The 24,712-nt window shown below is 45.9% G+C and carries 22 protein-coding genes and 2 tRNA genes; 7 read left to right on the forward strand and 17 right to left on the reverse strand.

What is annotated here, in order from left to right:
• Positions 1 to 389: 389 nt before the first annotated feature.
• From fabI to QQ055_RS09715, 4 genes are all read left to right on the forward strand, one after another.
• The gene (gene fabI / locus QQ055_RS09700; RefSeq protein ID WP_283362259.1) at positions 390 to 1,166 is read left to right on the forward strand and encodes an enoyl-ACP reductase FabI; all 777 of its coding nucleotides are present in this window, start codon (positions 390 to 392) and stop codon (positions 1,164 to 1,166) included.
• A 66-nt stretch (positions 1,167 to 1,232) separates the two neighbouring features.
• Positions 1,233 to 1,862 (forward strand): imidazoleglycerol-phosphate dehydratase HisB, encoded by a 630-nt coding sequence (gene hisB, locus QQ055_RS09705; RefSeq protein WP_283362260.1) that lies wholly within the window; start codon positions 1,233 to 1,235, stop codon positions 1,860 to 1,862.
• 165 nt (positions 1,863 to 2,027) lie between these two features.
• Positions 2,028 to 2,444: a XisH family protein gene (locus QQ055_RS09710; protein WP_283362261.1), complete on the forward strand. Its 417-nt coding sequence runs from the start codon at positions 2,028 to 2,030 to the stop codon at positions 2,442 to 2,444.
• Entirely contained in the window at positions 2,432 to 2,761 is a 330-nt protein-coding gene (locus QQ055_RS09715) for a XisI protein (RefSeq protein ID WP_283362262.1), read from the forward strand. Before QQ055_RS09710 ends, QQ055_RS09715 begins: the two co-directional genes overlap by 13 nt.
• A 30-nt stretch (positions 2,762 to 2,791) precedes the next feature.
• Here the strand turns inward: QQ055_RS09715 and QQ055_RS09720 are convergent, their stop codons facing one another.
• The 14 genes from QQ055_RS09720 to cas3 form a co-directional block, all read right to left on the reverse strand.
• Entirely contained in the window at positions 2,792 to 3,970 is a 1,179-nt protein-coding gene (locus tag QQ055_RS09720; RefSeq protein ID WP_283362263.1) for a DNA double-strand break repair nuclease NurA, read from the reverse strand.
• 15 nt (positions 3,971 to 3,985) lie between these two features.
• Positions 3,986 to 4,777, reverse strand: coding sequence for an HAD family hydrolase (locus tag QQ055_RS09725; protein WP_286004624.1), 792 nt, complete (start codon positions 4,775 to 4,777; stop codon positions 3,986 to 3,988).
• 69 nt (positions 4,778 to 4,846) lie between these two features.
• Positions 4,847 to 4,918: transfer RNA gene (locus QQ055_RS09730), tRNA-Gln, on the reverse strand.
• Between the two features lie 77 nt (positions 4,919 to 4,995).
• Positions 4,996 to 5,943: an aldo/keto reductase gene (locus QQ055_RS09735; RefSeq protein WP_283362265.1), complete on the reverse strand. Its 948-nt coding sequence runs from the start codon at positions 5,941 to 5,943 to the stop codon at positions 4,996 to 4,998.
• Between the two features lie 411 nt (positions 5,944 to 6,354).
• Complete coding sequence (cas2, locus tag QQ055_RS09740; RefSeq protein WP_284476331.1) at positions 6,355 to 6,627, reverse strand: CRISPR-associated endonuclease Cas2; 273 nt, start codon at positions 6,625 to 6,627, stop codon at positions 6,355 to 6,357.
• Positions 6,628 to 6,640: 13 nt separating this feature from the next.
• The gene (gene cas1d / locus QQ055_RS09745; protein WP_284476330.1) at positions 6,641 to 7,645 is read right to left on the reverse strand and encodes a type I-D CRISPR-associated endonuclease Cas1d; all 1,005 of its coding nucleotides are present in this window, start codon (positions 7,643 to 7,645) and stop codon (positions 6,641 to 6,643) included.
• 17 nt (positions 7,646 to 7,662) lie between these two features.
• The gene (cas4, locus tag QQ055_RS09750; protein WP_283362267.1) at positions 7,663 to 8,259 is read right to left on the reverse strand and encodes a CRISPR-associated protein Cas4; all 597 of its coding nucleotides are present in this window, start codon (positions 8,257 to 8,259) and stop codon (positions 7,663 to 7,665) included.
• Between the two features lie 39 nt (positions 8,260 to 8,298).
• On the reverse strand, positions 8,299 to 9,114 hold the full coding sequence (gene cas6 / locus QQ055_RS09755; RefSeq protein WP_283362268.1) for a CRISPR-associated endoribonuclease Cas6: 816 nt from the start codon (positions 9,112 to 9,114) through the stop codon (positions 8,299 to 8,301).
• Positions 9,115 to 9,192: 78 nt separating this feature from the next.
• Positions 9,193 to 9,906, reverse strand: coding sequence for a type I-D CRISPR-associated protein Cas5/Csc1 (gene cas5d / locus QQ055_RS09760; RefSeq protein WP_069968493.1), 714 nt, complete (start codon positions 9,904 to 9,906; stop codon positions 9,193 to 9,195).
• Between the two features lie 5 nt (positions 9,907 to 9,911).
• Positions 9,912 to 10,934 (reverse strand): type I-D CRISPR-associated protein Cas7/Csc2, encoded by a 1,023-nt coding sequence (gene cas7d, locus QQ055_RS09765; protein ID WP_286004625.1) that lies wholly within the window; start codon positions 10,932 to 10,934, stop codon positions 9,912 to 9,914.
• A 99-nt stretch (positions 10,935 to 11,033) separates the two neighbouring features.
• Positions 11,034 to 14,297 carry a type I-D CRISPR-associated protein Cas10d/Csc3 gene (gene cas10d, locus QQ055_RS09770; protein ID WP_284476329.1) on the reverse strand — a complete coding sequence of 1,088 codons (3,264 nt, stop codon included), beginning with the start codon at positions 14,295 to 14,297 and terminating at the stop codon, positions 11,034 to 11,036.
• Complete coding sequence (locus tag QQ055_RS09775; RefSeq protein ID WP_284476328.1) at positions 14,294 to 14,683, reverse strand: DUF5615 family PIN-like protein; 390 nt, start codon at positions 14,681 to 14,683, stop codon at positions 14,294 to 14,296. Before QQ055_RS09775 ends, cas10d begins: the two co-directional genes overlap by 4 nt.
• An 11-nt stretch (positions 14,684 to 14,694) precedes the next feature.
• Entirely contained in the window at positions 14,695 to 14,937 is a 243-nt protein-coding gene (locus tag QQ055_RS09780; protein WP_069968490.1) for a DUF433 domain-containing protein, read from the reverse strand.
• 51 nt (positions 14,938 to 14,988) lie between these two features.
• A complete protein-coding gene (cas3, locus tag QQ055_RS09785) occupies positions 14,989 to 17,094 on the reverse strand; it encodes a type I-D CRISPR-associated helicase Cas3' (RefSeq protein WP_284476327.1) in 2,106 nt (701 codons plus the stop codon).
• 219 nt (positions 17,095 to 17,313) lie between these two features.
• On the opposite strand from cas3, the gene QQ055_RS09790 reads away from it, so the two are divergent.
• The 3 genes from QQ055_RS09790 to QQ055_RS09800 all read left to right on the forward strand — a co-directional run bounded on the left by QQ055_RS09790 (position 17,314) and on the right by QQ055_RS09800 (position 19,178).
• Positions 17,314 to 18,183 (forward strand): helix-turn-helix transcriptional regulator, encoded by an 870-nt coding sequence (locus tag QQ055_RS09790; protein WP_284476326.1) that lies wholly within the window; start codon positions 17,314 to 17,316, stop codon positions 18,181 to 18,183.
• 76 nt (positions 18,184 to 18,259) lie between these two features.
• On the forward strand, positions 18,260 to 19,042 hold the full coding sequence (locus tag QQ055_RS09795) for an SDR family oxidoreductase (RefSeq protein ID WP_284476325.1): 783 nt from the start codon (positions 18,260 to 18,262) through the stop codon (positions 19,040 to 19,042).
• Between the two features lie 54 nt (positions 19,043 to 19,096).
• Positions 19,097 to 19,178, forward strand: a tRNA-Leu gene (locus QQ055_RS09800).
• A gap of 21 nt (positions 19,179 to 19,199) precedes the next feature.
• Here QQ055_RS09800 and QQ055_RS09805 read toward each other — a convergent pair.
• Genes QQ055_RS09805 through QQ055_RS09815 form a run of 3 tightly spaced genes read right to left on the reverse strand, consistent with a single transcriptional unit; the run spans position 19,200 to position 24,657 of the window.
• The gene (locus QQ055_RS09805; RefSeq protein ID WP_284476324.1) at positions 19,200 to 21,740 is read right to left on the reverse strand and encodes a sigma 54-interacting transcriptional regulator; all 2,541 of its coding nucleotides are present in this window, start codon (positions 21,738 to 21,740) and stop codon (positions 19,200 to 19,202) included.
• Positions 21,741 to 21,756: 16 nt separating this feature from the next.
• Positions 21,757 to 22,944: a glycosyltransferase family 4 protein gene (locus QQ055_RS09810; RefSeq protein ID WP_284476323.1), complete on the reverse strand. Its 1,188-nt coding sequence runs from the start codon at positions 22,942 to 22,944 to the stop codon at positions 21,757 to 21,759.
• A gap of 48 nt (positions 22,945 to 22,992) precedes the next feature.
• The gene (locus tag QQ055_RS09815) at positions 22,993 to 24,657 is read right to left on the reverse strand and encodes a DUF2079 domain-containing protein (RefSeq protein WP_284476322.1); all 1,665 of its coding nucleotides are present in this window, start codon (positions 24,655 to 24,657) and stop codon (positions 22,993 to 22,995) included.
• Between the last annotated feature and the right edge of the window lie 55 nt (positions 24,658 to 24,712).

A 24,712-nucleotide genomic window follows, 5' to 3' on the forward strand; every position in this document is an offset into this window, starting at 1 on the left:
TAACCGTTGCTCCGGAATTTCCCCTAGTTGATGGATGAACGCCTCTGCGATGTCTTTGGCGTTGGACAAAAGTGTATCAGCTACGAACAAATTGCACTTTGAAAACACTTAAACCTACTCCTGAACGGTTTTTTGTGCCTGGTGTTACAGAAAATTTGTCTGATTTCCAGCAAACCGAATTCCGCTACTTTGCAAGGGAGAGAAGAAAAAACTCCTCGCTTGATGGGTGTCAGGAGTCCCAATTAAGGTAAAGTGCCAGAAGGGTAATTGCCATTTCATAGGTCAGGCTGGCATTTGCTAGCGATCGCGGATGCTCAAGCTCACCCAACTTGTAGCACAGAACACCCTTGTTGAACTTGACCCCTAATTTAACCTAAAATCAAACCGCTATGTTGGACTTGTCCGGAAAAAATGCCCTGGTTACAGGGATCGCTAATAACCGCTCTATTGCGTGGGGAATTGCCCAACAACTTCACAAAGCCGGGGCAAATATTGGGGTTAACTATTTGCCCGACGAAAAAGACCGCTACAAAAAGAAAGTTGAAGAACTCGTTGCTCCCCTCAATCCTAGCCTGATTGTGCCCTGTAACGTGCAGGAAGATGACCAAGTGCAGGCGATGTTTGCCGCCGTTCAAGAACAATGGGGACGCCTGGATATCTTAATTCATTGTTTGGCGTTTGCTGGCAAAGATGAACTCAGCGGTGAATTTAGCCAAACGACGCGCCAGGGGTTTATGACGGCGCTAGAGATTAGCACTTTTTCTTTAACCCAACTGGCAGCAGCCGCTAAACCGTTAATGACTGAAGGCGGGAGTATTATTACCCTAACGTATCTGGGTGGGGTAAAGGTGATTCCCAACTATAACGTGATGGGCGTCGCGAAGGCGGGTTTGGAATGCAGCGTGCGCTATTTGGCTTCAGAAATGGGGCCGCATAATATTCGAGTGAATGCGATTTCCGCCGGCCCGATTCGGACGTTGGCGTCTTCGGCCGTTGGCGGTATCCTGGATATGATTCATCATGTGGAAGAAACGGCTCCCCTGCGCCGAACCGTGACGCAGACTGAGGTAGGAAATACAGCCGCGTTCCTCAGCAGCGACTTGGCAAGCGGGATTACAGGTCAGACGATCTATGTGGATGCCGGATATGAAATTATGGGAATGTAGTCTTTGATTTCTGGCTCTATCGGTTAGGGTTGTACTATGCCCTAACCTGGCTGATATTTCTAAATTATGCAAACTAGCGATCGCCCTTCTACTGCTCCTATTGCTCAAACTCGTAGCGCTTCGGTTCATCGCGTCACGGGGGAAACGGATGTTTATGTGTCGATTAATCTCGATGGTCAAGGCCATTGCGATGCGAAGACGGGAGTTCCGTTTCTCGACCACATGTTACATCAAATTTCGTCGCACGGGTTGGTCGATTTAGAGGTGAAAGCGACGGGGGATATTGAAATTGACGATCACCACACGAATGAAGATGTGGGAATTACCCTCGGTCAAGCGTTGGGGAAAGCGTTGAGCGATCGCAAGGGGATTGTCCGCTTTGGGCATTTTATCGCACCGTTGGATGAGTCGTTAGTCCAGGTATCGCTCGATTTTTCTGGTCGTCCTCATCTGAGTTATGGCTTAGAAATTCCCACGCAGCGCGTCGGAACTTACGATACGCAGTTGGTTAGAGAGTTCTTTGTGGCGGTGGTGAATCATTCTCAGATGACGCTGCATATCCGTCAACTGGATGGAATTAACTCCCATCACATTATTGAGGCGACGTTTAAGGCATTTGCAAGAGCTTTGCGGATGGCGGTGGAAATCGATCCGCGCCGCGCTGGTCATATTCCTAGTTCTAAGGGGATACTGTAGGAGTCCCTAGGGCTTGACAAAATTTAGATTTTGTGTAATTTACACAGCCTTCCCGCTTTGTCTTGAGGGCGAATTTTACTGCTATCGTGGAATAGATAGCGCCCTAGCTTCCTACCTAATAAGACTTGCTGGCGATCGCTCTCGTAAGGTTGGTATATTGCTTTTATGCCCGCTAAGGATATTTTTCACAATACCGTTCGGCTGGCTTTAGAGAAAGAGGGCTGGGTAATTACGGACGATCCCTTGTATCTCAAAGTGGGTGGGACTGAAATGTATATCGATTTAGCAGCAGAATCGCTCATTGCTGCTCAAAGAGGAGATCGAAAAATAGCTGTAGAAATTAAAAGCTTTTTGCGAGAATCTGAATTAACTGAGTTTCACTTAGCGTTAGGACAATTTCTTAACTATCGTTTAGCTTTGAAACAAGTATTCCCCGAAAAAATGCTCTACTTAGCTATTCCTATAGACACTTACGATACCTTATTTAGCCGCTTATTTATTCAAGACTCGATAGCAGAATATCAGATTAAGCTACTGGTGTTTGACCCCGATAAACAAGAAGTTGTGTTATGGAAACGTTAAGCTATCGCCAAGTCATCCAAGACCTTTTGCAAGCCCGCGCCATGAATCATAGCGAAGATGGAGTTGAGGTAGAACTTATTTTCGACCGAGAACGCGATCGCTATTTAGTCATGCTGGTGGGCTGGCACAATCAGAGACGAGAATATAGTAGCTTGATTCATATCGACATTAAGGATAGCAAAATTTGGGTTCAAAGTGATGGCACAGAAACCGGAATTGCCAATGAATTAGTTAAGGCAGGGATTCCTAAACAAGATATTGTTTTAGGTTATAAATCTCCCTTTAAGCGACAATTTACTGAATATGCAATTAATTAACGCAACGTTTTCAAAGCCCTAATTCCCTTTTTAAGCAATGCTTCCCCGTTTGCGAGTTTCTTTGTAAGAAATTCCTACATTTTTTAAGCCAGCTTTAATCATTTGCTGCTCTAATAGGGTAAAGAAGCGAGCGCGATCGCCTCCTCTGACTACCGCTTGATTGTGGGCTTCTGCTAACGCTACGGGGTAGCCATAACCCTTTTGCACTTGGGCGAGGGTTAAACTTAAAGCACAATCGAGTAATGAGGCATCTTCGGCTACCCATTGGGGAAACTCGACGCGGGCAATTTCTGTCCCTACATGGACGTAGCAGAAATAGATGGCTTGTTCGCCATAACGATCGAGAATGCGCGCCGAACTGCGCCACAGGCCGCTACGTTGTCCGGGTTGGAGTAAATTAGACCAAATTGCCGTATCCCGCAGGGGTTGGAAGACTTGACAAGGGGCCTCATCGGTGATGCCGTTGCAGTGTAGGGCGCAGTTGGGGACATTATGGGGACAAGCTTCGAGGCGGAGGAAGTTTAGCGCCTCGCTGTTGCGCGAAGCAGAGAGATAGCCAACAAAGGGGATGCGGAGGGCTTGTAGGGCCTGCCAAGCTTCTAGAATGGGGGGAAGAATGCGATCGCGGGCATCTATTGGGAGTGGGTCTAAAAACCAATAAATCAGCGAACCATCCACCATTGCTAAAGCCGGGGTTGAGTGGAAGTCTGTCTGGGTTGCGAGTTCCGCCAAAGAAGCCGCCTCGGAAACGGTACGGCGATAACTCATCCACTCTTCGGTGCGAATTCCCCATTGACGGGAGGTATACAAGTCTTCCGGGCGGTAGAAAATTTCCGGTAGGCTATCGAGGAGAGGATAGCGATTTTGACCGTAGTGAAGGATAACGCGACCGACGTTGATTAAATAACAATAGGCGATTTCGTGATGGCTGGGGGCAATTTGCGACCCATCGGTGGCGAAAACGGTGTGTAGGGAAGGTGGCGGACTAATGTCAATGCAGGTTTCAATGGGTTCTAGGGGAGTGGCGGCGCTAAACCCGATGGCATGATGCCAGGTTTGTTGAATTTCGACGAGTTCGTCCTGTTTCTGACTGACTTGCGCTAGGTAGCGATAGGCGCGTTCGAGGCGCTGGCGGTTCGCCGTGGCTTCCTGGGTTAAGTGCTGGCTGATGCCTTGCATTTGTCCGGCAAGTTTGGTCAGATCGAGCATGGGACCGCCTTGGGGTTAAATGGGTTTGGCGACGGGTCGCCACTGGGCGAAATCTTGGCTAAATTGCTCTAAGGACAACAGATGGATGCGGGGAGAGTCGCCAACAGAGTCGCGTTCGGTTTGGGTGTTATATCCCCAGTCTGCCAAAAAGAGGGCGACATCCCACAAATCGGCTTGCTTCTGTACGGATTGTAAGGTTTTGAGACGGTCTTCAACAAACCAGAGTTTTTCGCCGGTGGTGCTTAAGCTTCGCAGAATTTCATGTTTGGGGCGATCGGTGCTTTTGCCGTAAATTTGTTGTTGGGGAAGGTCAATTTGTTGTTGTTGCAGTAGGGTACGGACGAAGCGTTCTTCCTTGGTGGTGATGATGAAGAGTTGTATGGGGGTAGAAAGGAGCGATCGCACTTTATCCACAACGCCGGGAAAGAAGCGATGATAGCTTAACCAGTCCATTTCATCGCTAGCAATCCAAGTATCGCGCTGAGTGTCTAAAGTAACTTCTAGGGTTTTGGGTTTCAGGTCTTCTGCTTCTAGGATCTGCTGAACGACGTTGGGCCAGTCTTGGAGGATGTCTTCTTCGGGATAGCCTAGAAAAATGGCCCGCAAGAGGATCGGCATTTCCCAACCCGTTTCAATCACAGGCCGCAGGCGATAGAAGACGGGGGCTAAATCTTCGGGGGGTTCGCTTTTAGAGGGCATCCAAATCTGTCGATAGGTGCGCCAGGTGGTTTGGAAATATTCCTGCAAACCATCGCATAGCACGCCATCAAAGTCTAAAGCCAATATTCCGGGCGTTTCAGAAGACATAGAACCTCAACTTGCGACGGAACTCTTATGGCACTACCTTGAGGTTGGCTTTGGTGTTGTGCGATTAAACTGGGGTGCTAGGATTCGAACCTAGGAATGGCGGAACCAAAATCCGCTGCCTTACCGCTTGGCCACACCCCATTGACTGAGCCTTTGATATCATAACGCCACCCTCCCCTGGTTTGTCAAGGGGTTTGTTGAAAAAGTTTGGGCGGGGGCTATTGGCGTTCGTAGGAGTAGATATCGCCGGGTTGTTGAAACAGGATCTGCGATCGCGCTGTTAACTGTGCGATGTCCTCTGGTGCGATCGCGCCATGCATCGCTTCCACATTTTTCTGCATCTGTCGCCGATCTAACGTCACCCCAGAAATAACACCCCCCACGCCTGGTTGCTGTAAAACCCAGTTCAGCGCCACCTGAGCAATGGTTAAATGATATTTTGACCCAACGGTGGCTAAATCTTCCAACAGGGCTAAAACGGGCGACCAACCCCCATGTTCGCGAATCATACTACTGTAGTAGAATCCGCGAGCGTGCGATCCTTGATTGGGTGGAGACTGCACTCCCCGAAACTTATCAGACAAGTAGCCACCCGCCAGCGGGCCGTAGGGTAACAAGCCGATATGATGGTCTAAGCAAAGCTGTTGCATCCCATTTTCCACCCGCCGATCGATGAGGCTATATTGAACTTGGTGATAGCGAATGGGCGCAAGTTGCAAGGCTTGTTTCAGCATGGAGGTATTAAAGTTTGTTACCCCTAATGCCCGAATTTTCCCTTGTTCAACTAGCTGATTAAAGGTTTCAAAGGTTGAACTAAAATCGAGTTGGGGATTATGCCAGTGAACCTGCACGCAATCTAGGCTACTCTGCTTGAGATAGCGTAAAGAGGTTTCAACTTTATTACGGACTTGGCTGGGGGTAGGGACTTCTCCAAAAAAGACAGCTTTGGTAAAAATTGTGCAGTCTCGCCCTTTCAATAACCGCCCAATTAAGCTTTCACTACGTCCATAAATATCGGCGGTATCAAAGCAGCGCAACCCTAATGCTAAGTAGGTATCTATTGCACGTTCAATTTCGGCTTCGGTAAGGCTTTTCCAACTGCGATCGTCCAGTTGCCAGCATCCCACGATCAGGGAATGGGGAATCTCGATTTCTTCAGCTTTCATGTAAACCAATCAACAAGGTTCGGGCTTGGGTGTGTGTAGGGAGGGAATCCGGCTATTTTATTGTTCATGCTCCCTGTTTCACTGTCAAGCCCCAGTCTCCGGAAGTTTTGAAAAGGTTTTCTCTCTCCCTGATTAATGCTTTTCTCTTTTTCCATCCCTATTAGGGATTAGATGAAATTGCAATGCGGCAACCCAGAAGCCTTGGTGTATTTAGTTTTCCAGGTACCGATGCGCGAGCGATGAGTCAAAGATAGCATACCCTGGGGGAACAGACAAGCCTCAGAGCCTGAAAGCCTTACCCTGTAAAGGGCGCGGGCATCTTTGAGAGAACAAACGCTGAAAACCTTAGCCAGAGAGGGTATAGAAGAACTTGGGGATAACCGCAAAATCTACACCCTCCCCCTCGCGCACTTAGGCGAAGAAAGCTACCTCATCGCGAGGCATTTCGCCGCCGATGCGTTCCACCTTTCCCTGACAGCAGCCACAGAGGAAATAGAAACGGATGCTATCGGTGTCGGCTTGGATCAGTTTTTGTAGGCGCGATCGCAATCTAGCATACTCAGTCCGATCCAGCGAACACTCAAAAATACTATATTGCACCCATTGTCCGTAAGACTTGAGAATCTTGTGAATCTTGGTTCGGCGCTTATCCTCAGAGATATCGTAGGACACCACAACAAACATTGTCCTATCCCTCCTATTTCCTAACCAGGGGCGGATATTGGTCAATTTCTCCCATTAGGTACTTCGCCAATAGCCTCGCCTGAATTTCAAACGCCTCTTGATAAGTACACTGTCTTCCCATTACCGGATGCTTGAACTTTGACTGCTTCTTCTCTTCGTACATCCGCAAGAATATCTTTAAGCCATCTGGGGTTAGGGATACCGCGCCGCTAATCGGTTCGGCGGTAAAGTCGGAAGGGGTGAGTTTCTGATTGTTAATGGCGTTAAAGACAACCGCATCCACCACTAACGGGCGAAACTCTTCCATTAAATCCAACGCTAACCCCGGTCTGCCGTAACGTTCGACATGGAGATATCCTAAATAGGGGTCAAACCCGACAATATTAATCGCCCCTTGGATATCGTGGCGCAAGAGAGCATAGCCAAAACTCAATAACGAGTTTACCGGATCGGTAGGGGGACGGCGACGGCGGCCGGGAAAATGGAAGAGGGTGTTTTTAATCGACTGGGGAAAACAACCAAAATAGGCTGCACTTCCGGCCCCTTCCAAACCGCGCAACGAGTTAATAGAATGGGTGGTATCAATCGGCGCGATCGCATCTTCTAGCCGCTGTATCCCCCGTTGCAAATCCAATTCTGGGGCTTCTCGCTGGCGACGCAATAGGGCAATGCGATAATTTTTGAGTTTTCCGCGCACAAACCCCCGCACCGCCCCTACAGCCCGTTCCGACTCGCCAGAAGCTTCCCACTGGGCAGCCCGCACAAAGATATTTTTGGTCATTTCCGGTTCCAAACGTCCTAAATAACGCCCTGTCGCCATCAAAAAACTGAGGGGAATGCGCTTTTCTAGCAACTCCATCACCACCGCAGGCGAAACCGTCGCCCTTCCCAAAACCACCACCCCATCCACTTTAATCAGGGGTACGTCTAACAGCAGTTGCTTATTGGCTTTCACCGTTATCCGTTCGTCCGTTTTGCCAATAAACGCATCTTCATGGGTAATGTAAACTGTTCCCATCTGTCGAACTCCTGGGTTTATTCCACCGCTTCTTGATATCGCCGAACCTTATCCTTGGCTTGGGGCAAACATTGGGAGTAGAGACTGCAACCCCGACAGCGCGGCGTATATACTGCTTCCGGTCGCTTTCCGGTGGTGAAGAGTTGTACAATTTCGCTAATGAGTGCGATCGCCCGTTCTCGCAACCCAGCATCAATCTCCACTAACTGACGCTGGTGGGAAGCCGCATAATAGACATAGCCGCGACTCACCGTTGTTTGTGTCATCTCTTCTAAACACAACGCCTGGGCGCAGACTTGCATCGCATCATTCTCCCACTCGCCCTTATCGCCCCGCTTATACTCCACCGGATAGAATTGCCCATCCGTCTCCTCAATCAAATCTGCTTTCCCTAATAATTGGTATTGTTCCGACTTCAACCAAATCGAACGAACCTGATAAGTTTCCCCCCGATTTTCTGCTGAAAGCGTATGCACCCGTTCGTGCAAACTGGTACCCTCAATTGTGTATTGGTTATCCACAAAATCTCCGATACAAAACATCCGCCAGCAGCGATGCGGACAATAGGCATAGTGATTCAGTGCTGCTATCGGTACATAATCAAAACCGTCCATCAGCATATCCTTACAATTCAATTGTGCAATTCAACTCTGTTAAATTCGCCGAAGCATTCCCATTCCCATCGGCGTTTTTCGTCCAATTCCGCAATACATCGCAAAGTCCGCTAGCGTGTTAATTTGTTTAATCGTTTGGGGTTCCACATCCCCAAAAATCCGAAAACTAATAGTTCCCACGCAGCCGATAAACTTACTCCGCGCATCCTTGACAATCTCAGTATGAATATCAAAGAAACTGGGAAATACCGAGTCTAAAGAAATCTCTTCAAACGGCATCCCGCTATACTGGTTCCAGCGCCGCAGCAAACTATTAAATACCAAGTCTCGCGTTGGCAAAGCGCAGTCATAATGCATTTGGCGAAAAGCCGCAGGCGTACACAAAACAAAATCTATTTGCCTCGCTTCATCCGAAGCGTTTTCGTACAATTCTGCATAGGTGGAAAAGTTCGCCCAAGGCTGGGTAGATTGAGGCGTTCCCAAAATACTGGTAATAAATAAATCTGCTGGTCCCAAATGCCAAGGATGTTCGGGGTTAAGATTTAGCCACAGTTGATTTAAATGCCCAAATAAGACATCATCTAACAAGGAAATTCGCCACCAACAAGGCGCACTCGCCGGAATCGGTTGTCGATGTTCGCATTGCAGAAAATCATTGCGATAAGAACCTTTTTTAACTTGTAATGGACTCAATGAAAAGGCTTTATCCGCCTGTTGATCGTGCAAGTAAGTTCCTAAGTCGCGATCTACAGAACTTACCAGATTTAAAAACAAGGCGTGAAAATGTTTCCCCTGCAAGTAACCGGGCGGAATCGGAGAAATAGGTACAAGATTGAGAACAAGACTGTAGGGCATAATAATGTACTCAGACAGAAGAATTACAGAAAGTAAAGATTGGGGGTAGCCTATTAATCGCAGCTAACCCCCTGATTTCTATCCTCCAAAGTAAAACTGCATTCGTGCTGGAATTTGAATCTTTTCAGCAGTTCCTTCAAAATTATAGAAATCTCCACGCATCCGCACATTCCGAATCAAACTGACAGGTGGCATATTGATCGTGTCATAGCTAATCACCTGATGGGTAAACATCACATCCAGGGGATTTAGAGGATAAGGACAAGTGAACTCTTGATTTTGATTGCGCTTGGGCTTAGGTAATTCCACAACCTTGAGTTCAGCTTTACTCGCCCACTTTCCTAAACGAACCCACTTGGGCAGCTTTAACTCCTTTTCAGAAATAATAAAAAATTCAAACTGACTTTCGGGTGCAATTTCTTTAGTTCGCCCAAAGCCCGGAATGTTTTTCTGAGTTTTCTCCATCTCAACATGGTAGTTATTGTTGGCATACTTCCAAGTATTGAGAGTAGAAGAATGAAAGAGCGATCGCGCGGGTGTCACGTAAATATTTTGCTGATTCAAAGGCGTTAAATGCACCTTGTATTTAGGAATTTGTTCGGGACAGAAATAGCAATAGGAATCTTCTAAAGCAACAGTTGTTCCATGAACTTCACTATCTACTAATCCTAGGGCATAACAGAGGGCATAGTTATGAATAGCCGCTTCTGTTTCATACAATCGTCCAATCTCGCGAGTTGCATAGTACAAACTGTCATGCAACTCTAGCTGACAGCGATAGATAGCAATCATAAAAGTTATTCCGCCGAAGTTGCGGCTCCTTTCTTACTGCCCTTTTTGCTTTTTTCAGAAGTCGTCTTTAAAATATACTTCTGGGCATATTGAGTTGATTCTACATTGGCTTGATTCAACAATTCTCTAAGCTGAGTTTCGTTGCTGGTAATTGTTTTAACTTCGGTCAAAAGAGAGGTTAAAGAATCACCGATAAAATCAGTATGGGGGATGCACTCTTCAGCCATAAGTACAGAAATAGCTTCTTGAGCAGCACTTAAAACATCATCTTCATTTAAAGGATCGGGCGCTTGAATTTGACCTCTATCCGCCATCAGGTCATAAACTTTTTGCGTCCAACGCAGATTACTAACAATTTCGCCATCTGCGAAAATGACACCGACTAGTTCATTCCGAACGCGTCCTGTTCGAGTTGTTTGTGCGCCATAATGCCGAGTTCTCAGTATATTATTGAAAACATACAAAAAACCGGCTTCAGTTGGATCTTTTAGCGTTATAATACTCGGAAAAAATACTTGTGGTAGAATGTGATCTTGACTGTTGATTCGGCTTGTTACCTCTCCTTGACGGCTCATGGTGCCATTTTCAAAAGGAGCATTGAGAGTAAAGTTTAAGTGAGAATCGTCAAAAGGGGTAATAGAATAGGCTGTGTCTACTACAACTTTTGATTTTTCAGAACCAGAGTCCCCAATTGCAAAGCCATAAAGAACGCAGTCAGGTGTTGTCTTACTAAAATCAACATTATAATCGCACTTTTCCCAATCTCCGATTTGATAATTCCGCAGCAATTCTCGTCCTGTAAGTCTTTCAGGAGTTGATTGTTTGCGTTTAAACATGGCTAGACGACTAATCGTTTCGTGATGATTGATTCCAGCCCGAACTCTTGCTTTATTGAGTTCGCCATCCGTTTGAAATAAGGGGTAAGATTCAGTCACTCGAATCGTAACAAAGTGAGCATATTTGCCCATCGGTTTAGCTGGAATTTCGCTGTGAAAAAACTTTTGATCGACTGATTTAAGCAATGACATGATGAAATCTCCTAGAGTGAGTCTGTACGTAATAACCTTGTTAGTTCAAATCTTGTAGAGGATTTAGCTAAAAGTTTAGGATAAATCCAAAAAGAGAGTTTAAGGGTTGGATTCGTCATTTTCAGCATCCTCTTCCTCAACAACCTCAATTCCTTTAGCTTTGCGATCGCGCCATTCTCGATCTTCTTCTAAGCGATAAAGATAGTCACAGGTGTCGCGAATTAAATTGAGTTGCATTCCTGCTAAACGAGCGCGATCGCCTTTAAAGGTTTCTGCAAAAATTACCTCAACAAAATACTTAGCAAATTCATAGACAGCTTGTCTCTCCTCTTCAGAATTTAATGCAGGTTTCCATTTTCCGTCTACAAGAGTAAATGTAGGTTTTCCTTCTGCTGTTTTACGGCGTACATTTGTCATCAACTTAGCAATTCTAGCAGCAACGACATCTGTTAAAGATTGAGTATCGTTAGCTAAAGCTTTATCAACTTTGAGAATGACATCGGCTGCTTCATCAATCGGTTTAAGAACAGCATTCGGTTTAGCAAATTGGCTTTTAGCACGGTAGAAGCGACGGTACAGTTGAGTGAGTTCTCGCAATTGGTTCATAGCTTTTCCTTTAGGATCGAAACAGGAGTAGAAATACTGATACAGTTGAATCTTGGCAATGGGTGCTGTATCCCAATCCAACTTACGGACTAATTTGCTCAGGTAATGAAAAACATACAAAGGGCTAGTTTCTAAATCGCGTGCTAAATCTGATAACTTTCCCCAGTCAGGATTACCGTCTTTTTTACGATTGACCTCTAAATGAATGCAATACGCAGCACTCAGCGCATTCAAGGGGGAAAACCCTCGTTCTCTTGACAAAATACGATCTAAACGATACTCATCTTGCTGAATTAAAGAGCGAATGGCTTGATGTTCGCCGTCAAGGATGGTCGTTTTTTCAAAATCAGCACCACTGATATAAGGGGGAACAGGGGATTCTGAAACTACAGCTTTTACATCTAAAATGAGAGGCAAAGCTAAAGCTAACCAAGCAGGCATGACCCAAGATTCTGTATCAGTCGCATCTTTGCCAGGAGGTAAGGCTAAGAAGAAGAAAGTTAGAGGTTGATTGGGAGGGTAACTAATTTTGAAAGTCCGGTCATTTTCAGGTTGCAAATCTTCCTGAATTAACAATGAATCTACCTGCTGATAGTTATTTGCTGTAAAATTTGCAACTTGTTGGTCTGAAACTAAATGTTTGCGAATATCTGCATCAAATCGGGTTCTGGCTATCCAGGCATAAGCTTTTTGTAAAAACTTATTGGTTTCTGGTGTAAAAAAATAAGCAGGATAAAGATAAAGATAGCGATATTTACGGCTTTCAAAATCCCCACCTGTGGCATTGGTTTGATTCATTAAAATTTGCCTCAACATAATCTCTATAGACCAGATTGAGCAAATTTGTCGCTTTGCTGCTTGAGCATTAAATAAAATTTGACGATTACTATAAACTTGAGGAGCAAATAAAGTAGCTGACTCCATTTGCTCAGTTACTGTGAAAGAAGAACTTGACATTGCACACACATTTTCTCGTCCTCTTCCTGTGATTTTTGCTGCATTATATCGACTAAGTGCAATCAGGAAAGGATCAATTTCTGGTTTATTAACGGCACCTGTAGGTAACGAAACAATCCAGCTAACATAAGTTCGTAAGTCATCCCACCCATCTGCTAAGGTAAACTCGCCTACAATCGGTTGAATACAATGAGCGGCATGACAAACCATATCGGTCATTTTTTGGCGAACTTGATTATCCTCTAGACCTTTGTTGAGTTCAATATATTTTGCTGCTAGATAATACCAATCTAAAGGAACTCCTCCTGTTTTTTTGAGAGATTGAATAGCTCTGACTGCAACAAGTTCATGTGCCAACCCTAAGTATTCAGCTAGCTTATGAGTTAAATCTAGCTCTGGTAAACTTTGGCGGACATTCTTAGACAACTGTTTTTGGTAGTTATTAAACTTATTCTGCCATTCACCCCAAACTTTTCGGCAAATGACATCTCCAAATTCGGCTAATCTGTCTATGCGATAGTCGTCCTGAAACTCTAACTTAAATTCAGATGAAAGCTCTCCAGATTTTTGGAAATTTTGCAAACTTTCACTTCTTTTCTGGGCTGAAGATGCTTTAGTGCTAGAAATGAGTTTGCAAGCCGCATCAACGCTCACTTCCATTAATTCAATTGTATTAAAAAATAACCAATAATAATCAGCAAACTTGAATCCTTTGCCATCTCGGCTGAATCCAATCGTTCTTTGTTTTAGTCGTTCTGCACAAAGGGTTTTAATTTTTTGGATCGCTTGTTCAGGAAGCTCTTGAGTTTTGACTTGGGTAGCATCTGCTTTCACCAAGTAAACAACTCCATCCGGCAAATAAAGAAGAGGAGTATAGTTTTCTTGAAGATGCATGTCAATTAAGGTATTGTTAATGATATTGGTTAACACGCCTCGATTATCCGAAAGGGAGTGATAACTAAACTTGAGTTGATGATTGCTCAAATCACCAATAATGCTGGGTAGACTACCTGCATCAATATCGCTAGGATGCTTAATGACTGAAGCAAACCGATCGGATAATTTCACTAAATTTGCTAACGTGCCTCTGACTCTACCATCAAGTTGGGTTTGCAAGCCGCGAATATCTAAACCTAAATCGGCATCGTATTTATCTCCGGCATTATGAGCTAGCCAAACAATATCATTAACCTCAGATTCCCAGTTATCTCCTAGAAATCTGTCTAAACCGAATTCTTGGGCTTTTTGCAAGACGTAATTGCGCCCGAAGTTCGGAGCCTCATGCTTGTGCGGGGGATCTTTTCGCCAATCTCGCTGCTCAAATCGGTTATCTGGATCGTTAGCTTGCAACCAAATTGGATAATCGGGAAATTTGTCAAAATCATGCAGAATATAGGCAGCAACAAATAAACGCACTTCTCGTTCTGAACAATTCCGTTTAACTGGGTTAGTCTCTACCGTGCTTTCTCTAAGAGCTTTAGCAATCCTGTAAGTTGGCAACAGCCCATTCAGCAGATGAGAAATAAACGATTGATCGTGCTTGCTACGCTCAACATTTTTACCTTCTGCGCGTCTATCTTCAGTAAATTGTCCTCCTTTAGCAGTGGCACCCACTAATCGATAAATTAAGTTAGGGAGAACGTTTTCTGCAAAAGATTGAAGAATGCGATCGCTCTCATTGCCGTCTGTCTCTAAAATTGCTCGTTTGAAAAGTTTAACAGTTAAAAGCTCAGGCTTTTCAACTTGTTCATTCTCTTCCTCATCAGAATTTAGCCATTGATACAGCTCGTCTTCGTTCATTCTTTTGCACCTTCTGATTTAATAGATTGATATTGTTGAATTCTTCCTGGTTGAACGATCCATAACCTTCCTACAACTTCTGCTTGTTCTAATCCAAGAATTAATGTTTCAATCGCTTGCAACAATTCTGCGAAAGTGGCTTGTGAGGACAAACGAATCACAATAATTCCTGCATAGTCAGAAGGATTAAATCGCAGGCGATTTCCAAATCCTCGATCCAAAGTCACTAAACATCTCTCTTCTTCACCGCAGATACTTGCTAGCTCAATGTCTGGTGTTGAAGTTAAACTTTGTTTTCGGACTGTTGCTACATCATGTCCTGCAAGGCGGAGTTTAGTAACAACTCGCAAACTTCCTAAATTTTCATCCAGTTTAATTCTTATCAACTTTCTACCTACTAATTGCTAATTGGAATTTCTATATAGTCATTCCTCGTCATTTCAGCACCATAAGCAATACAGGCTAAAACATCCTCTTTTTCAATTCCTGGGTATTCTTCCAAAATTTGCTCAATGGTTTCTCCCCCAGCCAAAAGATCTAGAATTAAAGAAACCCAAATTCGATGACCTCGAATACAAGGCTTTCCAAAACAGATATTAGGCTCGATAGAAATTCTCTGAAGTAAGTTTTGTGTTGTCATGGACAGAACCTCAAATTAAAGGTAAACTATCTAAAATAAGTTTTTAGCGAGCTAACAGATCCATCCTTCATCTTCTTGGGGTTTCCAGTGCCAAATTAGAGTTTCTAACAGTAACGCGGATTGACCAAATGCAATAGTATAAGGTGGGTTTCTATCTTCCATACAATCGCTGAGAGAGTAAGCTTGGAAATGAATGGGTAAGCCTAATTTAGCGCGTAGAGTTGAGCGATTTCGATCGGACACAAAACAGACTAAATCTCGTCGCCGCAATGCTCCACTAATCTGATTGATTCCTGCGGTAGCTTCTAATCCTTTAAGAACTTGTACTTTACCTGATTTAGCAATTTCACTTAAATCCTCTCTTGAGCAGTAAAACTTCCAGTCTTCTCTAACTTCTCGATATCCTGTTAATTTTAAATAACATAAAGCCCGCTCGAAACGATTGATTGATAAGCCAGCTTTTTTGGCTTCGTTAATGAAAGATTCTTTATCTACCCACTGATAGATAAAATTACTCAGAATACTAGGAAGATTGTAGATTTTGTAGCGTTCTTGTTCGGGTTCATCTGGATTAGTTGTATCATAAATTCCACAGTCTAGTTGACTGCTTCCTCGAAAGCTCCTTACTTCTTCAATAATCTTTTTCTTGCTTTCCTTGATGCAATGAAAAAGCTGTGCATATTTTTGCTTTAAGCTGATGCCTAATGCTTTCTGAATATCTACCTCAAAGCGGTTAGCAGCTTCGGGATATTGAGCTTTCATGTTTCCCTTGTTTAGCTCTAAATGCACGCAAGCTGATTGAATACCTCCCCATCGCTTGGGATATTGCTTAAACTCGTTGATATAACCATAATGAGCGCGAATGATGTTAGAAAAAGTAATGCGATCGCAAATATCGCCGTTTTGTAGTGGATGTTTATCGACCTCAAACAAGCGCTCTACAATAAAGTTGGGCAAAAGTGCATACGCTTGATAGGTATCAAATCCTCCATGTCTACCTAACCTCCCAAAGCGTTGAATAAAATTACCTGCATCTGCGGCTTCAAATACTAAAAAATTAATTTTAAAGTCTACTCCAACATCAATAGTAGAAGTACCTAGCAATAAATCTGCTTCTTCCACCGATTTAGATTTTTCTGTTTCACCTGTTAAGCCTGTATTCTCTCTAACTTTTAAGCCCAAGGGTGCAAAGAGTTCTTGAAATTTAGGTAACAACTTTTTCACAGCCGCAATTGAGTTTAAAATAATTGCCCCCTTACTCTCTGTGTTTTCTTGAAAAAACCGTAGAATAATTGTTTCAGCGTTTTCAACAATCCAGTTATAGTTAGAGGATAGGCTAGGCTCCAAGTTTCTAGGAAAAATGAGATCCACAGGAAAGTTTATTTGTCGCCAACCTTCTTCATTTGTAAATTTGTAAGCTTCTTGACTGACTGGATCGATAATATTATATCTTAAGCCAATATTACTTAAAAACTCTTGTAATAACTCGTTAGGGGTAGCCGATAAAAACAGGAATTTTTTACCTGGAGTTGTATGCTTAATGAGTAAAATAGCGTTCAAGATATTAGTAATTTGAGGTGAAGAAAAGACATGAAATTCATCAAAGATAAACAAATTGTAATTATTATCAATTTTTTGAAAGAGTCGATCGGAGTTATCTCCTTTTCCTGCCTTGTTACGTCGCAGGTAACGAAAGTCATGGATGTAATGAAAAATATCTGGGTTCGTGAGTAAAATTTCAGAGTTGTCAGCCCGGTTAATCAAGCCTTCTAGTTTAGATGGTATTTTATTCGTGGCAATAAATTCTTCTAATACTGCTGCGTTCAAACGATAAATTTGGGGATCGTGTTGCGGTTTAAACTTAGCTTTGTAACCTTGTGCTTGTTTTTCTTGATCTCGCCCTAATTCGTTAGTTGGATAGGTTGCTAAAGTATAAGTCCGCTGAGTCATTGCAGCCAAGTATGCAGCCAGACTCTTACCATCTCCCGTAAGGGCAGTATTAAAAATGACATCAATACTTGGATCTTGTAGAGCTTCATAGGTTTTCGCTTGATGCCATGCTAAAGAAGACCAATCTGAAGGTAAAGTGACTCCCGTGGGAAGCGTACTAGCAGGACGAGAATAGACAGGTTTAAGCGTGATTTTGTAGTTAGACATATTCATTCTGCGTGTATCAGCTAACATCAACCTGTTAAGAAGCCGAAAAGAATAAATGGCATTAGGTAGGTTGAACTTTAGTAATTACCACTATGACATCAGTATGGAAGGGGACTCTTCCAGAAAACGGGAGAGGCGCGATCGCGTTTCCGTTCTCGTTCGCATTTACAATAAACATAGAATAGCATATTGATTTCAAATTGCAAGTACATTTTGTAAATGTCCAGAAAAAAAGAAGCACTTACACTTTCAGTTCCGCCCGGAACCAAAGAGCGACTTGAAGAAATTGCCGAGCGCTTTGGGATCTTGTGGGGAAAAAGCCCCAGTCCATCGGGGTTGGTGGTGGCGATCGCCCAACAGGAACTTCACCTGGGGCGCGAAGCGCTGACCCTAAGTGAAAAACAGGTGAAAGCCTTACGCAGAGCCACTAAACTGCTAATTGATGCCGGCCAAATTGAAGAAGCCGATATCATCAATACACTTTTACTCAAGCAAGGCGATCTCGAAGCCCCCCTCCGCCAAGCGCTGCTGCAACAGCAAAATCAGTCGGTACAAAATTGGCGATCGCAAATAGACGAACTGATCGCCAACCGCCAGCCTTTTCGGATGCAGTACCGCAACTCCCAAGGGCAAGACTTAACGTTTACCGTCCGTTATGCGGAAGTCCGTTTCTATGAAAAGCGCTTCTATTTACAAGTGTGGTGCGAAGAAACTGCCGATGCCCTAGCAGATAACCCCGATTTGCCCGAAATCGCCCATAATCGCTGTTTTCGCTTCGATCGCATCCAAAGCCTTCACCCGATCTCTGGGGTCTGGCGAGGAGAGTTTGACATGCTAAAAGTGTACTTGCATTTTAGGAACTGGCTGGCGAATGCCTACGAACCCAAGGAAGAAGATATTGAGAATGTGGTGATGGGAGAGATCCGCCAAGTCGTGCGGCGCGTGGTTAACCCCTTCTGGCTGATTCGGGAGATCTTTAAGTATGGCAAAGACTGCGAGATTGTAGCGCCTGATAGCGTGCGCGATCGCTTTCGGCGAGAACTTCAGGAAATGTGCGATCGCTACCACCTGAACCGCAACCCAGAATAACTCACTCGCCAGAGAGAGGATCGATCTCAAGGCGATCGCACACTATTGCTACAGAGAATCCTCTAAGGAACAGGTTATGACACTCACAGGTAAAGTTGCCCTCGTTACTGGGGCGGGTTCCGGTATTGGTAAAGCTAGTGCTATTCTCTTGGCGCAGCAGGGGGCGAGAATTGCAGCCCTTGGACGGACTGGGGAGGAATTGCAAGAAGTTGTTGACACCATTCAAAAGCACGGGGGAGAGGCTTTAATCGTAGAAGCGGATATTGCTGAACCGAGTCAGATGCAACAAGCGATCGCTAAAATTATCGAGCAGTGGGGACGACTCGATATTGTGTTTACGAATGCTGGAATTAACGGCGTTTGGGCCCCGCTGGAAGAACTTGACCCCCAAGAGTGGCAGAAAACGATTGATGTCAACCTCAACGGGACGTTTTATACCGTCAAATATGCAGTCCCTTACTTGAAGAAACAAGGCGGCGCGATCGCCATTACCTCTTCAGTTAACGGAACCCGGATGTTTAGCAACACGGGCGCAACGGCCTATGCTTCTACTAAAGCGGCGCAGGTGGCGTTTGCTAAAATGATTGCCCTAGAACTGGCTAAAGATCGGATTCGGGTCAATGTTATCTGTCCCGGTGCAATTGATACCAATATCGACCAAAGCACCGATCGCCAGGATTTAGAAGAGGCGCAAGAACCTGTAGAGTTTCCTGAAGGACAAATTCCGCTAACGGATGGCAAGTCTGGGACTTCCGAACAAGTGGCCCAATTGGTTTTATTCCTGGTTTCCGATGCCTCTAGTCATATTACGGGGACGGAAATCTGGATCGATGGGGCGCAGTCGTTACTGGTGGGTTAAAAAATAACGGTTGCATCCTCTAATTCTCCGTGCTACAATGAAAGACGGACTTAAGCGGATGTGGCGGAATTGGTAGACGCGCCAGATTTAGGTTCTGGTTCCGAAAGGAGTGAAGGTTCAAGTCCTTTCATCCGCACTTTTTCTTAGTAGCAGAGAGCTACAGGATAATTTGCCATAATCCCACAACACAAGCCAGCATTGTCAGGTGTTGCGGGATTGAGTTTTTTAAGGGTTGATGAGAAATTTTTTGGGTAAGAATCACGCTACAAAATAGAGCAAACACCAGCGTCACGCCTTGCAGGAACGCAATCACAGCCGGATCGGCAACAATGATAGGAACGCCAACCTTGCTATAACCAAACGTGGCGAGGGTGACAGGGATAACTTGACCGGCTTCAGTTAAGCCTAAATGGAGATAATGGGCTAAGTTTGCGCCTAAGACTAGAGGCAAGTAACCGTAGGCTAATTCTACAAACGGACGGGGTTTAAGCTGGCGATTCAACAGTTGTAACAGACCGTAGCCGCAAAGCGCGATCGCAACGGGTATCAGCAATACCAACACGGCCAGCCCTGCGTGAATGCCAAAATGGGTTAAGTCCCCATTCAATCCCAAAAACCGATTGATTTCGGGCAGGCGATGCAACAAGACTGCCCCGAATAACAGGAATAATAGCGCCACTTCCGAGTAAGTGGGGGTATGACTCGTCCACAGTTCAATTCCCGGCGGGCGGAAATTCAACTCAACCGAACGATGGGGACAAGCTTTCAGACAGGTCATGCACAGCACGCAATTGCGATTATCCACCAATTGGGCGGGATGGGAATAGACCGGACAACCGCCCGTTTCCAGACCTTCCCCTTTTTGCGGGCCGCCCTTGTAACATTGATAGGTGGTACAAGTGGCAGAACAGATCCCCTGTTGGGCGCGCAGTTCAATCATCGCCAATTTAGCAAACATCCCATTCATGCCGCCAATGGGACAGAGGTAACGACACCAAAAGCGCCGTTCAAATAAGATTGAGAAAATGACAGCCCCGGCGGTGATGAGGAGTAGCAGACATCCCGATAGATAGGCTGTATTCTCCAAATTCCACAACTCTTCCCACAGGAGAATGAGGGTAAATAAACCAAACAGGAACCAACCGCCCCATTTTTCGGCTAAGGCGCGGGGCCATCCTTGGAGTTGTCGCGGGAATATTTTTAAAGAGAGGGTTTGCGCCAATTCTCCGTAAATCATAAACGGACAGAAGGCACACCACAGCCGCCCGACGAAGGGAAAGGCGATTAAAATTAACGGCCACCACCAGGCCCAAAATAGATTTAAGGCAATATTGCGATCGCGCGTTTGCGGGCCAAATAATAATAAAGCCACAACCAGCGCAAAAACGCCCAAGGTAAAGCCATAATTGATGCGATCCGGCCACCAAGGACTGCGTAAAAACTGCCGTAACTGCGGATAAGCGTTCAACAGGTTGAGGCGAAACCGTCTCTCTTTCTTACTCGCCGACCAAAAGACATCTTCCGTTAATTCTGCCGCACCATCGGATTGAACGATCGCCCGTTCGATTAACCCTTCTAATTCCGTAATATTGCCGGGAAAATCGTACCCTTGCAAGCGACGCAACGCTTCTGGGGTGACTTTGGGCTTATTCACCCCCCGCTTGCGACAGAACAAACTGATGTAATATTCTACCTTGGCCTCAATATCGGCTTTCCGCACGCGCAACGGGGGCACTTTGATAATTTTCACCAAGCGTTCCACTTGAGGCAAGCGCTTTTCCGAGGTAATTAAAATTCTCGCCTGACAGCGACGGGGTTCCGGTTGGGGTTTGCCCTCGCGATGGACGGGGGTATAGTATCCGGTTTCGAGTAAGGGTAGCAGTTTTTCTTGTAAGACGGGGGCTAAGTCTTGCAGGTTATTGAGAACTAACGTGCCATCCCCTAAGTATTCTAAAATTCCCGGCTTGCCACCTACTCTGCCAAATAGGTCTGCGCCGCTAGCTTGGATGACATCGCAATTGATTTTAACAATAGGGCGCTTGCGATCGCTCGAACCAAAATGAATCAGCGAGGCAATATTATCTTTCCCCAAACCCGGTTCGCCAAAAATTAACACGGGTTCGCGGCTATCGGCGGCGGCGCGAATTTCCGAACGCAACCGTACCGCATAACGACTGGTGCCCATAATACCCCGTTTGACTTTGGGGACTAAATAGGGACGCAGGGCGACTTGGCGTTCCTGTTCAAAGGCTAACTTAGATTGAACTTCGACTAATTCGTCCGCCAGTTGTCGCGAGAAAGTCCGGCTCACTTCTGGATGCTCCTGGGCGATCGCGCTAAACTGTTCGGCGGGAATCTTCCACAGAATGCACTCGCTATTGGCGATCGCGCTCATGTGTGCCGGTTGTTCTAATAGCACCTCCTTGAGGTAAAGAACCGATCCAGGCAGCAGCGAGGCAGAAATGACATTTTCTCCTGTTTTCGATCGCTGGCGCGTCTCTAAATAGCCGGAAACCAGAATATATAATGCCGATGGACTCTCCCCTTGGGCCATCAACGTTTGTTGCTCGTCCAGGGTTTCCAGTACCATCGCCTGCGCGATCGCCCCTAGCACCGTTTCCGATAGCGTCCCCAAGGGCGATCGCTCTTGCAACCACTGAACGCGCTTGTCTGTTTCCCCATTGGATGGCTCATTCACTGCCCAACCCTCCCGGCTACCAATCCACCTGCGATCGCTCCTGAACCACGCGCTGATAAACAGTTTCCGTCTGTTTAGCAATCTTGGGCCAACTAAAACGTCGGTCTAAATCCTCATAGGCATTATCAATTAACCACTGCGCGTAGCCCGGATTTCTCAACACCTCCAGTATGCCCCATGCTAGAGAATCCGGGTTATTCGTCCAAGTCACCACCCCCGTTTTCGTGTGGCGGACTACCTCCGGAAGCCCTCCCGTATCGGAAACCACCACCGGAACCCGCGCCGCAAAACTTTCTAGCGCCACAATCCCAAACGGTTCGTATAAACTAGGGAACACCGCACAGTCAGCCACCGTTTGGAAGCGGTCTAAATCGGCATCCGAGAGAAACCCGGTAAAGTAGCAGCGATCCCAAATGCCCAAATTCCAAGCTTGGCGCTTGAGGTGATCCGTATTTCCCCCCCCAATAATCACAAACTTGGCATAGCCTTGCATTTCCCATAACACCTTGGGGGCGGCATTGAGTAAGACTTCCACCCCCTTTTCATAACTCATGCGACCGACATAATAGACAATTTTTTCCCCATCATCCGCAAAGCGATGGCGAAAAGCGCTGCGATCGAAATCGGTCGGATGTTTTTTCTTCTCTGGGCGAATGCCATTGTAGATCGCATCCATCTTGTCCCAGGGGGCGGTTAGCGCCCGTTCCACCTCCCGTCGCATATAGTCAGTACAGACAATAATCCGCCAAGCTTCGTGGGCGAGTAGCTTTTCTTTCCCGTCAATATAGTAATGGGTGGGATTGTGCAAACCGTTATAGCGACCGTATTCCGTGGCGTGAATCGTCGCAATTAAGGGAATTTTGAAGACTTGCTTCAGGGCGATCGCCGCATCAGCCACTAACCAATCATGGGCATGAATCAGATCGAAGGGGCCTTCTTCAAGGATTAACTTTCCTCCATGTCGCCCCATACTCTCATTCATATTCACAACCCAGTGAAAAAAGTCGTGACTATGCCCCATTTGAACGCGATGAACTGCTATCCCATCCACGCGTTCGTACAACGGCGCTTCCCCAAACTCAACCGTCAGTAGGTGAACTTCGTGACCGAGTTTCGCCAATTCCGGGTACAGTTCTGCCACATGACGGGCAATTCCGCCAACAATTCGGGGAGGAAATTCCCAAGCCAGCACCAAAATTTTCATGCCTTCGTGCCTTCTACAATCTCGACTAAATCCAGGGTGACATATGGCTTAAGCCGGGGGACGCAATAGCGAATCAACATTGCGCCGAAAAGCCTGCCAAGCTTCTATTTTGTCCTGGGGAGATTCTGCACCTTTTTGCAAGAGAATCACGCCATTTTTGATTTCTTTTAAGCCGTAGGAACGGTTTCCGAGCATTTGGTCGATCAGAGTCATGCTTTGTTGGAGGCGTTCGCGATCGCGTCGAAAGGCGACTTGATATTCTCGCAGTTGCCACAAATCGGCAATGACATAATCGACACTTTCCACTTGGCGATCGTCATTCCGCAACAAAATATGATCGGGAAAGCGTAAAATTTCTCGCCGTCCCGACAAATGCGGCACAAGGTACGTTGTTGCCGAAACGCTTGCATCATCAGGAACCTGGGCAAGTAGGGGGCGAATATCCTCCTGGACGTGCTGCCAGCGTTGGGGCAAAGAAACATAAACCCAAGGTTGGATCGAATCGGGAATAATAAACGAGAATGTACGGTTCGGGTTCGACATAAACGTCAGCACCACCGACAAGGCAATACAAGCCACCCAGAATTTGCGAAAATTCACTGGCCAGCGCGGTGCTAGGGTATTGATATCCTGACTCTGATGCAGCCGTTGGCGGTGTCCCCACCATAAAATCGTGCCGTAGAATAAGCCGGGAATCACGGTTAAGGCATAGCGAATATTAATCGCTAGTACCGAGTCTCCTTGACCGAGAAACAACTTCAGAAAGGGAAAACCTGCGATCGCCCAAGCACTGCCAGAAAGCGCCGGGATAAAGGCTAAAGGCAGCCACTGGCCCAACAAGTATTTTAAGGTTCCCCAGAAGGGCGAAAACAACTCGCCCACTAAGCGCAAAGGTTGGCTGATAATTCCCCAAATAATATCGAGGGTGGTGGCGCGATCGCCCTCAGCATACTGCCCAAACCGTTCGATCATAAAGCGGCGGGAAATATCCTCAGAAAACAAGGGCATAATCAGATTGGTCAAAACCAGCATATAGCCGAAGCTGAGGCAGCAAGTGGCTAACCCCACTTGAGGATGGCGGCGACTCACCACTAAATAGAAGCCAACCCCAAATAAGACCACCCCAGAGTCTTCGCGAATGGCCAAAATTAGCACCGCTAGCGGCCAAAACAACCACCAGAGGCGTTTTTCCATTGCCAGCAGCAGGCTAAACACAAACAGCGGCAGTTGGGAACTATCGTGAAAGTTGGTTAAAGTCGGCCCGATAACGGCATTGGCCCCATAGTAGCTAGCCGTAATTAAGGCGGCAATTTGCGGCTGAACATGAACCCGCGCTAGGACATACAACACCAACCCAGCAGCGGTAATTAACGTCACCTGGAGGACGCTTAAGGTTGCTGGTGAAGGAAATAAGGCGTATAACGGAAGCCACAGGAGTAAAGCCGGGGTGAAGTGCTGTCCGAGGCGATGATAAAACACCTCTGGAACGTCGCCATCATGGACGACGTTGGTAGAAAGGCTCGACGACAGGGAACTCTGAAAGAAGCGGCCGTGTATGCCGTTCCAGAAGACCTGATTAAAAATACCCTGATCGAAGTCTGCATAAAAGCTGTAGTAGCGATGCAAGATGAAAATCAGGGTTAATCCGAAAAACACGCTAGCGCTGGCGATCGCCATCCGCACTCCCGGTTTTTTAAGTTCGCTCAATTCCATTTCCCACTCCCCCAACCCACAATCATTTCCCTAGTCATGAAAACTGTAGACTCAA

The sequence above is a fragment of the Geitlerinema calcuttense NRMC-F 0142 genome (assembly GCF_030285425.1).

Excerpts from the sequence above, each read along its gene's own strand:
- fabI (WP_283362259.1), top strand. The coding sequence starts at position 390 with ATGTTGGACTTGTCCGGAAAAAATGCCCTGGTTACAGGGATCGCTAAT.
- hisB (WP_283362260.1), top strand. The coding sequence starts at position 1,233 with ATGCAAACTAGCGATCGCCCTTCTACTGCTCCTATTGCTCAAACTCGT.
- QQ055_RS09710 (WP_283362261.1), top strand. The coding sequence starts at position 2,028 with ATGCCCGCTAAGGATATTTTTCACAATACCGTTCGGCTGGCTTTAGAG.
- QQ055_RS09715 (WP_283362262.1), top strand. The coding sequence starts at position 2,432 with ATGGAAACGTTAAGCTATCGCCAAGTCATCCAAGACCTTTTGCAAGCC.
- QQ055_RS09720 (WP_283362263.1), bottom strand. The coding sequence starts at position 3,970 with ATGCTCGATCTGACCAAACTTGCCGGACAAATGCAAGGCATCAGCCAG.
- QQ055_RS09725 (WP_286004624.1), bottom strand. The coding sequence starts at position 4,777 with ATGTCTTCTGAAACGCCCGGAATATTGGCTTTAGACTTTGATGGCGTG.
- QQ055_RS09735 (WP_283362265.1), bottom strand. The coding sequence starts at position 5,943 with ATGAAAGCTGAAGAAATCGAGATTCCCCATTCCCTGATCGTGGGATGC.
- cas2 (WP_284476331.1), bottom strand. The coding sequence starts at position 6,627 with ATGTTTGTTGTGGTGTCCTACGATATCTCTGAGGATAAGCGCCGAACC.
- cas1d (WP_284476330.1), bottom strand. The coding sequence starts at position 7,645 with ATGGGAACAGTTTACATTACCCATGAAGATGCGTTTATTGGCAAAACG.
- cas4 (WP_283362267.1), bottom strand. The coding sequence starts at position 8,259 with ATGGACGGTTTTGATTATGTACCGATAGCAGCACTGAATCACTATGCC.
- cas6 (WP_283362268.1), bottom strand. The coding sequence starts at position 9,114 with ATGCCCTACAGTCTTGTTCTCAATCTTGTACCTATTTCTCCGATTCCG.
- cas5d (WP_069968493.1), bottom strand. The coding sequence starts at position 9,906 with ATGATTGCTATCTATCGCTGTCAGCTAGAGTTGCATGACAGTTTGTAC.
- cas7d (WP_286004625.1), bottom strand. The coding sequence starts at position 10,934 with ATGTCATTGCTTAAATCAGTCGATCAAAAGTTTTTTCACAGCGAAATT.
- cas10d (WP_284476329.1), bottom strand. The coding sequence starts at position 14,297 with ATGAACGAAGACGAGCTGTATCAATGGCTAAATTCTGATGAGGAAGAG.
- QQ055_RS09780 (WP_069968490.1), bottom strand. The coding sequence starts at position 14,937 with ATGACAACACAAAACTTACTTCAGAGAATTTCTATCGAGCCTAATATC.
- cas3 (WP_284476327.1), bottom strand. The coding sequence starts at position 17,094 with ATGTCTAACTACAAAATCACGCTTAAACCTGTCTATTCTCGTCCTGCT.
- QQ055_RS09790 (WP_284476326.1), top strand. The coding sequence starts at position 17,314 with ATGTCCAGAAAAAAAGAAGCACTTACACTTTCAGTTCCGCCCGGAACC.
- QQ055_RS09795 (WP_284476325.1), top strand. The coding sequence starts at position 18,260 with ATGACACTCACAGGTAAAGTTGCCCTCGTTACTGGGGCGGGTTCCGGT.
- QQ055_RS09810 (WP_284476323.1), bottom strand. The coding sequence starts at position 22,944 with ATGAAAATTTTGGTGCTGGCTTGGGAATTTCCTCCCCGAATTGTTGGC.
- QQ055_RS09815 (WP_284476322.1), bottom strand. The coding sequence starts at position 24,657 with ATGGAATTGAGCGAACTTAAAAAACCGGGAGTGCGGATGGCGATCGCC.